The organism is Acinetobacter sp. CFCC 10889, assembly GCF_003268395.1.
In the GTDB taxonomy this organism is placed as follows: domain Bacteria; phylum Pseudomonadota; class Gammaproteobacteria; order Pseudomonadales; family Moraxellaceae; genus Acinetobacter.
Map to the genome: position 1 here is coordinate 60,323 of NZ_LQXQ01000024.1, position 9,366 is coordinate 69,688.

Annotated in this window: 12 protein-coding genes and 1 tRNA gene; 5 read left to right on the forward strand and 8 right to left on the reverse strand. The window is 36.8% G+C overall.

The window, feature by feature from the left end:
• The first annotated feature begins 10 nt into the window (after nucleotides 1-10).
• The 5 genes from AVJ19_RS10970 (at nucleotide 11) to AVJ19_RS10990 (ending at nucleotide 5,180) form a co-directional block, all read left to right on the forward strand.
• Complete coding sequence (locus AVJ19_RS10970) at nucleotides 11-973, forward strand: DUF58 domain-containing protein (protein WP_111859746.1); 963 nt, start codon at nucleotides 11-13, stop codon at nucleotides 971-973.
• Between the two features lie 11 nt (nucleotides 974-984).
• A complete protein-coding gene (locus tag AVJ19_RS10975; RefSeq protein WP_111859747.1) occupies nucleotides 985-2,985 on the forward strand; it encodes a transglutaminaseTgpA domain-containing protein in 2,001 nt (666 codons plus the stop codon).
• Between the two features lie 43 nt (nucleotides 2,986-3,028).
• Nucleotides 3,029-3,105 (forward strand) — tRNA-Val (locus tag AVJ19_RS10980).
• A 219-nt stretch (nucleotides 3,106-3,324) separates the two neighbouring features.
• On the forward strand, nucleotides 3,325-4,341 hold the full coding sequence (locus AVJ19_RS10985) for a tyrosine-type recombinase/integrase (RefSeq protein ID WP_111859748.1): 1,017 nt from the start codon (nucleotides 3,325-3,327) through the stop codon (nucleotides 4,339-4,341).
• A 32-nt stretch (nucleotides 4,342-4,373) separates the two neighbouring features.
• Complete coding sequence (locus AVJ19_RS10990) at nucleotides 4,374-5,180, forward strand: phospholipase D-like domain-containing protein (protein ID WP_111859749.1); 807 nt, start codon at nucleotides 4,374-4,376, stop codon at nucleotides 5,178-5,180.
• 18 nt (nucleotides 5,181-5,198) lie between these two features.
• On the opposite strand, the gene AVJ19_RS10995 is transcribed toward AVJ19_RS10990, so the two are convergent.
• From AVJ19_RS10995 to AVJ19_RS11025, 8 genes are all read right to left on the reverse strand, one after another.
• The gene (locus AVJ19_RS10995) at nucleotides 5,199-5,492 is read right to left on the reverse strand and encodes a hypothetical protein (protein WP_111859755.1); all 294 of its coding nucleotides are present in this window, start codon (nucleotides 5,490-5,492) and stop codon (nucleotides 5,199-5,201) included.
• 112 nt (nucleotides 5,493-5,604) lie between these two features.
• Entirely contained in the window at nucleotides 5,605-7,146 is a 1,542-nt protein-coding gene (locus AVJ19_RS11000) for a hypothetical protein (protein ID WP_111859750.1), read from the reverse strand.
• Nucleotides 7,147-7,195: 49 nt separating this feature from the next.
• Complete coding sequence (locus AVJ19_RS11005) at nucleotides 7,196-8,077, reverse strand: PD-(D/E)XK nuclease-like domain-containing protein (RefSeq protein ID WP_111859751.1); 882 nt, start codon at nucleotides 8,075-8,077, stop codon at nucleotides 7,196-7,198.
• Nucleotides 8,074-8,328: a hypothetical protein gene (locus tag AVJ19_RS11010; protein WP_065992733.1), complete on the reverse strand. Its 255-nt coding sequence runs from the start codon at nucleotides 8,326-8,328 to the stop codon at nucleotides 8,074-8,076. Before AVJ19_RS11010 ends, AVJ19_RS11005 begins: the two co-directional genes overlap by 4 nt.
• A complete protein-coding gene (locus AVJ19_RS11015; RefSeq protein WP_111859752.1) occupies nucleotides 8,325-8,594 on the reverse strand; it encodes a hypothetical protein in 270 nt (89 codons plus the stop codon). The genes AVJ19_RS11010 and AVJ19_RS11015 overlap by 4 nt, the downstream gene beginning before the upstream one ends.
• Nucleotide 8,595: 1 nt before the next feature.
• The gene (locus AVJ19_RS11020) at nucleotides 8,596-8,781 is read right to left on the reverse strand and encodes a hypothetical protein (protein WP_065992735.1); all 186 of its coding nucleotides are present in this window, start codon (nucleotides 8,779-8,781) and stop codon (nucleotides 8,596-8,598) included.
• A gap of 58 nt (nucleotides 8,782-8,839) precedes the next feature.
• Nucleotides 8,840-8,989, reverse strand: a complete 150-nt coding sequence (locus AVJ19_RS22015) for a hypothetical protein (RefSeq protein WP_162626587.1) — start codon at nucleotides 8,987-8,989, stop codon at nucleotides 8,840-8,842.
• Between the two features lie 151 nt (nucleotides 8,990-9,140).
• On the reverse strand, nucleotides 9,141-9,366 hold a 226-nt coding region (locus AVJ19_RS11025; protein WP_162626588.1), incomplete at its 5' end, for a hypothetical protein.

Genomic DNA, 9,366 nt, shown 5'->3' on the forward strand with positions numbered 1-9,366 from the left:
AGGGCTGAGCATGCTAAGAGAAAGGTTTGTCCGATGGCTGCATTTACGTTTTCGCTACACAGGCATCCGTACTTTAAAACAAAATGAAGTCTTGGTTTTTATTTACCAACAAGGTTTTTTGTATTTGGTATTGATTCTTATCACATTTATAGCAGGGGTCAATTATGCCAATAACCTGATTTTAGGTTTTTGCTTTTTAATCAGTGCAATTTTGTGTATCAGTTTTTATTTAAGTTTTAAGCAATTACATGGCGTAAGCCTTGAAGTGATTGTGGATGAAGTTGGCAAGGTCAATGAAGTATTTAAGGTCAAAATTATTTTGCAGCAAGCACAGGCAAGTGCAAAATATTTAAATTTTAAAATCAGTGATATTAAGCATCCAAAATTGAACAATACTGACGCTAAAAATTCAGTGAATGCGTCACAAATCCAATCTGTGCTTTTTCAAGAAAAACAACAAAGCGTTGAAATTCATTTGATGCCTGATCAACGTGGTCAATTTCAAATTCCACCGATTCAAATTTATTCAACTTATCCACTCGGCTTAGTCCGTGCTTGGACTTATATTTATTTAACCGAAAATTATTGGATTGCGCCTGAAGCCAAAGCATTTTCACAAAATTTTCAGCACTATTCCAATACAGGTGAGCCTGATTTGGATGAGTTTAAAGAGCTGAGAAATTTTAAATCAGGCGATTCTCTGCAAAGTATTTCATGGAAACAAGCTGCACGAGGGCAAGGATTATTTGTTAAACAGTTTGAAGATTTGGTCGATACGCATGTGATGCAAATTGAATATAGTAAAATGCCAAGTGGCGACCATGAAGAAAAACTCAGCTTTATGATGGAATTGGTGGATCAATGTGAACAGTCCCAAACGCCGTATAGTGTGATTTTACCGCATGCACAAACTGAAAATGGTGTTGGAGAACGACATTATATTCAGGTCAAAACCTTATTGGCACAGGCATAGGGGCGGTGTATATGAACAAATCCATTCAAATTTCCATACTTTGTGCACTGAGTTTTATTTGGCTAGCGCAAGTTGCGTTTATGCCGATTGCATTGTCGATTTTATTTTTGATCAGTCTGATCGGTTTGGCAGTGTATTATCATAAGAAAAATCAACATGAAATTTTTGATTTTCCGAAATATCCCAAAATTATTTTTGCAGTCTTCGCTTTAATTATTGTCTATGTTGATGCTCGCACATTTTTAGGTGTGGAGGCAGGGACTGCGGTTTTAGCGACATTTTTATTTGCTAAAGCCTTAGAGACTAAGAGCAAGCGGGATTTTATTATCCTGTTCAATTTTGCTCTGTTTGTCAGTGCAAGCTTATTTTTACATAGCCAAGCTTTTTGGATGGCGCTACTGGTTTTATGTTGTTTAATCAGTTGTTTGGTGGGTTTGTATCGGGTGCAGACAGCAAATTTTGTCACTGCACAACCTGTATTGCAATCACTCAAAACCGATTCTTTGCATATTCTTAAATTCATTAGTTTGGCACTGCCATTTTTTATTTTATTATTCCTGTTTTTCCCACGCTTACCACCACTTTGGCAGATCCCGATTCCACAAAATAAAGCAGTGACAGGACTGAGTGATAGTATGTCACCTGGGGATATTGCTGAGCTTTCACAATCAAGTGCTTTGGCTTTTCGTGTGATTGGAAATATGCAACAACTGCCACAACGTTCTGAGTTGTATTGGCGAGCGATGGTTTTGGATCACTATGATGGAACACGTTGGACAAGTAGTTTTATTAATCAACAGGCGAAATCATCTCAATCTTTTGCGCCAAATACAGGATTTCATTATCAATATTTAGCAAGTGATCCAAGTCAACAATGGATTACTGCCTTAGAAAAATCGGTACCTATAGAGAATAAATTTATTTTACGTGAAGATTGGTCAATTGTTCCAAGACGTATGGTCCAACGTACCCAACCTATTCAATTGCAATGGATTGGCAATGATGTAGCTGATGTACAAAATGCTGCGACAAGCCAACATATTTTAAAAAATAGTTTGAATTATCCACTAAAAAATGATGTCCAAGCGCAAAAGTTTGCGCAAAGTTTATATCAACAAAGCCAACATGATCCTGAAACGTATATCAATAATCTATTAAATTGGTACAAACAGGAAAAATTCGTTTATACCCTTGTACCTGGAAAACTTGGAAACAATCGTATTGATGAGTTTTTATTTCAATCAAAACAGGGCTTTTGTGAACATTATGCCTCAAGCTTTGTATTGCTGATGCGTTATGTGGGAATTCCTGCCCGTGTGGTGACAGGTTATCAAGGTGGGGAATTCGCCCCTGATCGACAAAGTTGGGAAGTACGTCAACTTGATGCACATGCATGGACGGAAGTTTATGTACAAGGGAAGTGGCATCGTATTGATCCGACAGCCATGATTGCACCAATGCGGATTGACAATGGTATGCAAAATATGATGAGTGATGACCAAGCGATTTTTGGTGATGCTGATTATTCAAACTTAAAATTACAACATTTGTCGATTTTGCGTAATTTAAGGGTGTGGAGTGATTACGCAAGCTTTCAATGGCAAAGTAAAGTGGTAGGTTATGATGTTGATAAACAAAATAGTTGGATGAGAAAACTTGGCTTAACATCGAGTTATAGCTTTGGTTTGGTTCTGATTTTTGGCGTGATGGGGTTGTTATTATTGTATTGGGGAATCAGTAAATTTTTAAGCACTCGAAAAATTTCGACTGTAGAGCGATTCATTTTAAAATTTAATGATCAATTGGAAATGGCTGATCAAAAAGTGGCATCTGAAACCTTTCAACAATGGATGATTCGCCTGTCTCAACAATCTCCGCAATCTGAATGTTTTATGCAAACCAATCAAATTTTTCAAAAAATGGTATATTTAGCTGATGAAAATCAGGAAGATATCCAACAATTTAAAATTTTGCTTAAAGAGTGTGCGAATGAGTTGCGGAGAAGAAATTAATACTTGTCAGATGACAGAAAAATGAATACTATGTTTTCACATTAGGTTTATAGCTCAGTTGGTTAGAGCGCTACGTTGACATCGTAGAGGTCACCAGTTCGAATCTGGTTAAACCTACCAAGATTTTTATTGATGTATATCAATAATATAAGGGCAAAATTGTAATGATTTTGCCCTGTTTTTATGTCAAATAGGTCAGCTTTGAGTAATCAAAATACTCAAAATTTGCATTAAAAACTGCTTTATATTTCGCTTTTGGGCGCCAAATTTGAAGAACGTATGGGTCTTTAAGGATTTTGGTGCCCAAATTACGGCCCCAAATATTTAGAGTTAGTAATTATGCAAAAACCTGTCAAACGTGGCAATGCCTGGCGCATCCAAGTCAAATACAAACATCTCCGTGATGCAGCTACTCGCGATACTCCTGAAGAATGCACTCAATGGGCATATAAACGCCTAATAGAATTGCAACTTGAATATGAAAAAGAACTAGAAAATCTGAATAAACCTAAATGTACCTTACGTGAGCTTTTCCACCTCTATTATGAAAAGTGTGGCCAATTCAAAAAAAGCAAAGAATATACACGTAATCATCTAAAGTGGCTTGATCGTTACTATGGCGATCTAGTTGATAAATCTATTCATGAAATCACACCAAAACTTATTACAGAAAATCGTGATAGACGTTTGAAGATGGTACAACCTGCAACTGTACATAGAGAAATGAGTTTAGGATCCGTGGTATTTACCTTTGCTGTACGTGAAGCATTTCTAATTCCATCAAATCCATTTAACTTGGTTAAGAAACCTATTAGATCGCAATCACGGCAAAACCGTATTAGCCAAACACAGATTGAACAGATCCTAAAAGGTTTGGATAATTATCATGAAAATATGGTACCAAATACACCAGGACATTTTGTTGCTTGGTGTTTCTTGTTTGCGCTTGAAACAGCAATGCGTAAAGGTGAAATTCTAGGTATCCATAAAGAACATGATCATGGTGATTATGTCCATTTGCCTGATACCAAGAATGGCACTTCACGTGATGTACCACTTTCACATAAGGCTAGAAAGCTTTTAGATTTATTACCTGATCAAAAGGGTAGCTTGGTTCCTCATAGTTCTAATTCTTTCAGGCTGCTATGGCAGCGAAATTTAAAACGCACTGGCTTAGATGGTGAGTTAACGTTCCATGATACACGGCATGAAGCAATCACACGAATGGTGAATAATCAAAAACTCCCTGTAGAGATATTGGCAAAAGTAACAGGGCATAAAACGCTGAGTGTATTGGTGAATACTTATTACAATCCAACAGCTTCCGAGATAGCAAAAATGTTGAATGCTGCTTAAACTATGCCCCATTGAATGGGGCTTTTTTATTTATGAAAATATCAACATTATCTTTAACACAGTTAGTTCAACAAATTTTAGATGATGATGGCCCAAATCGTTTGACAGGTGCCAAAATAGTAGAGCTGTTTAATTGCTTTGGTTCAAGAGATGATTATGATTTATTGAATGAACAAGGAAACTTCCCTTCTAGAAAGATTTATACCAAAAATAAATTAAATGAATTTAATGAAACACCTCAATTAAAACCTTTAATTGAAAGCTTAGTGGACGATAGAATATGTCAAAATCCAGAATTAAGAGTTGAACATTTAAATAAAATTTTGAAATTTGATGGCTATCAACTTGAGAAAGATATTGAAGGTATTTTTCGTTTAAAAGGTAAAAATTTTAAAGAAAATATAGATTTAAAACCTGTTTTTGAAGATATTGAAAAACAAGTTATTGAACAAATTAATTCTGCAAAATATATGATTTGGGTCGCTGTTGCATGGATAACATCTAGAGAAATTGCAAATGCTCTTTTTAAACAATATAGAAAAGGTCTTAATGTCAGAATTGTTGTAAATGATGATGATTTAACCAGAACTAGAGGTATTGATTTTAAAATAACAGATATGGAATATTATAAAATTTCACCTATGAATGCTCACTATAAAAATGTTATGCATCATAAATTTTGTATTATTGACTTAAAAACAGTCATTACAGGTTCATTCAATTGGACTAACAAAGCAAGTTTTAATAATGAAAATATAAATATTATTCATCAGCGTGATCAAGCTGAAGCTTATGCAAATGAGTTTCTGAAGTTGATTGAAAATATTGAACGTAAATAAAGGGCAATAAGCCCTTTTCTAATTTTTACGTCTAGCACCACGTTTGGCAGCGATAACATTTAAGTTCTCTAGAACAGGTAAAACTTCTTTTGGATCGTATAGGTGTTTATTTTCATCACCTTTATTAAACGCACCAACTTTTTCAATAATTGTTTTGCGAGAATAATTAAAACGTTTTGCAAGCCAAGCTGCTGTTACACGGTGAGGTAATTCTTCAGCTTTTAATTCAACGATTGTTCCACCTGCGAAATCATCACCTAGGAATAATTGTGGTGGTTTACTTGCTTCAATGACAACAATATATTTATTCATCATATAATCTTAATCCCAATCAGATTGGATCGCAGAGGGTCAGCTATACGATCCGATTTTTCTTTGACTGGCGATTCCTCCATTAATATATTTTTAATGTGGCCAAACTGCTTTAAGCTGTGATTTCTGCTTCACGACGTTCGGCAGCTTGCTCAATTAACAATTTTTCTTCAGGACTAAATTTGTTATAAGGATTGCTTTCGAGTTCAGCCCAAACCTGATTTATTTCATCTTGAGTCGTGCATTTTTCAATTCGTGTAATTGCACGATCTACCGCTGTGTCTGGTGCCGACTGCGCCTCGCCAAAAATATCACCTTGGCTTAGGATCTCTTTGCGTTGTGCATAAGAGGTTAAAACTATTTGGTGATGCTCATCTGTCATTTGAGCCTTATTTTCAGTGATGCGTTTAGCGACCACTTCAAGTTCTGCAACGTCCTTAGATTCCTGTATCTGTGCGATCAAACCATTTTTGACACTAATACTTTTAATCTCATTAACTACAGGTGCTTTTGATTTGTTAAGTTCATCAATCTTTTGCTGAACTGCATTTAAAACATAGGTCTTATGAGCATCAGTTAAGATTTCATCACCCTGGATAAAGGGAATGATTGCTTGTAAATCTTGAGAGTTTGTAAAGCCATTGATTTGATCTAGTATTTGTTTACGCACTTGTGCCGAAGTTGATTTTTTCTCTTCAACTGGTGGTGCTTCTTGCTGAGTTGATTCAGGCTTTTTTGCTTCAGTTGCTTCAACATCAGTGACTTTAAATTTATTCGATTGAGCAGTCCAAAACTTAATTAACTCGTTACGTTCAGCTTCATCAGAAAGGGCATAGATACTGCTTTCTAGTTCCTCTAAAGCATCTAATGACTTAGCTTTTAAGATTAAATTTTTGATGTGTTTGAAATCAGATGCATTTACTACAGTTGCTTCTTGCTCTGGTGTCACATCGATAATACGGTCTTGCTCTTCCTCAGCAGAGCGCAAGCCCATCAATAGCTCAGGTGCATATACACGGCCGAAGAATGATGCAGCACGATAACGAAGCATTTGCTCAGGCATAGTTTGCCATTTACTGCCTTCTTTGGTGTACCAACCTTCTTTTACTGCCATTTCAATGGTAATTTTAGAAGATTCAAGGCGTTCACCTGTTTCTTTTTCAATTGCCCAAGCAGTGCAGCTAAAGTCATGGATTTTAACTTTTTTGGTGACATTTTTTTTCTGACGGTTTTCCCACACTGTTTCAGTGCATTCGACTTCTTTTTCGCCTAAATCCTCAATTTCAAAGCGTAGCGCAGAAAAACGACCACTACTATTAATGCCAGCCATAATGAACTGTGATGACCAGCTTGGTCGACCGTTGACCAAGTAAAGGTTTTGCATAACCATTAACGGATCTGCACCCATGCGATTAGCCATGTTCAATGCAATGATGCAGTTAGATAAGCCGTTCGGGTTTGGTTCTTCACGCCATTGCTGATTACCATAGCTATCTTTGCCCGCTTTCTTTTGAATCGTTGCGCGGTACTGTTCAGGCACAAGGGTAGAACTAGACAACATTTTCGCAATGCGTTGCGATAGCTCGAAAGACTCAAGGTTTAATAATCCAACTGATTGTTGAGTTGGTGCAGACATTTGTGTTTGAGCGTTCATGAATAAAATTCCTTAAATTTGAATAAATCTGTCTTAAAAATGAATAAAATTAGTGAAAATCAGCATCTAGGGCTTGTTTGGCCATATAAGATGGTAAAAAAATGTCTTCAATTTCTTTTGAATAACCATCCCACTCATTGATCAACAGCGACTCGGCAAGCAATTCTTTCGCTTTGTTATAGCGAGCATCACCAACACTTAAAAATAGATCAGAAGCGTTGTACTGTTTAACGTTGAAGGGAATAGAACTTTCAGCGGTGAGAAGAATAAAAGGGGGCTTATCCTCTGTTTGGTAGTACTGCTGGAAGCCTTCGCGGTACATCGATGCTGATAAGTCGTAACCAAGGTCAGCACATTTTTTCGAGAAAGCGTGAGGACGTGCATCCGTTGTTGTTTTCACATCAAGAATCAAGCCGTTTGGAAAATTCTTGCAGGGCACTATATGGTAGTCGGGACGTACACGAAGTTTTAAGCCGTACACAGGATCTGTGAAGAATATGCTTGCTTCTGCCATGCCGTATTCATTCATCATGAATTGGTATGTACTTAACGTACGCAAGTTATTTGCGATGCGTTCAGCGCCATCTACCTGTTCTTGAGTAACCAAAATTTTTCCCTGGTCCGCTTCCTCCCAAGCCAAAGCTTCTTCTTTGCCAGCTTTGGTGCGCTTATCAAACTTTGGAGCAATCACAAATTCTGATTCAAATTGCTCAGGTTCAAGAAACATGGTGTGCGCTAAAGTCCCAAAGTTCATTGCCTCTTTGGTTTCTTTTTCTGTTTCTTTCAAAATATTTTTTGAATAGAAATGAGCACCTGAGCGAAGCATGTCTTTAAGCTGACTTGAGCTAAATTCAGGACGAGCGTGATATTCATCGTTACTCATTTTTTCAATGAGTTGGGCAGGGGTTGAAAGTTCTACATAGGCGTTCATTGGTTAGCTCCCCATTTTTCTGCACAATTGTGTGCGATTAAATTGCCAGCTCCAGTGCGCCAAACAATGCCGTACTCACCATCCATTCTGAAACGTAAGATTTCATCTTGTGCAAGATGGGCATAAACATCAGCACCATTATCTATAAGCCAATTACTAAATTCTTCAACTTGGCTTGGAAACACTGCTATACGCTTTTTATATTGTTTTGTACTGCCATAACGAGCACGTAGTTTTTTCCAATCGTTCATGAATGCTGCTCCTTATTTTTAAGGACAATATGTATAGGTGCTTCACGAAAACTTGTTACGCAAGTCATAGTTCCATGTAGCTGTTTACGCTGTTTGCTATCTAAATTTCGCCATTTAGAGATAGTCCAATTACCTTTTAGTAAACCTATTGGTGCTGTGTGCTGCATAGATCCGTAGCTATAGCCGTTTTCCTCACACCATTTTTTAGCATCGCGGTAGGCTTCAAATTCACCTTCTCGGTGAAAAGTAATAACTTGATCAACCACATTAACCTCCAAACATTGCAACTAATGCAGCAGTGATAGCAAACCAAAACACCAAAGCAATAAGTGCAAAAATTGCAAATTCTTTAGCATTGGCAAGGATGATCGAGAGGCGTGAAGTACGCATTTCAGCAGCAGTTGGCTCTTGGTAGAGCCGAGTCGTTTGACTCTTAGTAGGTTTTTGTTTCATAATGATCTCGCTTTATGTAAACCGCCAAGGGTCTCAGTTCTTCGGCGGTTTTTTGTTTTTAGAAGTTGTGTGGTTCTGCGCCACGTTGCTTCGCCATCTCACGCACAGCTTTTTTGCTATCAAGCACAATGCGTTCACCAACTGGACGTGAATCAGCACTCAAAATGAGTACATGGTTTTTACCTTGTTTGAAATAATGAGCTTTCATTTGAAGGTCTCGTTGTGGGTACGAGATGAATATTAGCAAACCTATATTTATAGTCAATAGGAATACTTATATTTTTTATATTTGGATACTAATATTTTTATATTGATAAAAAATACCACTTTGTTAGGTGGTATTTGAAATAATTTATATATTAAATCGCTTCTTTGGTGTTAAAGAGATCGTACTCAACTGACCATTTTTGATTCTTATTATTGAACTCTGGTTTTGCTGTTGCAGACACATAACCAATACCTTGAATATTATTGAAATTTTTTTCAGTGATTATGGTGTCGCACTTCCAGTAGACCAGCGAACCTATCCTGATAAATTTTGAAAGTTGCTCACTATATCCATGCACAAAAACAATTTTCTCATTA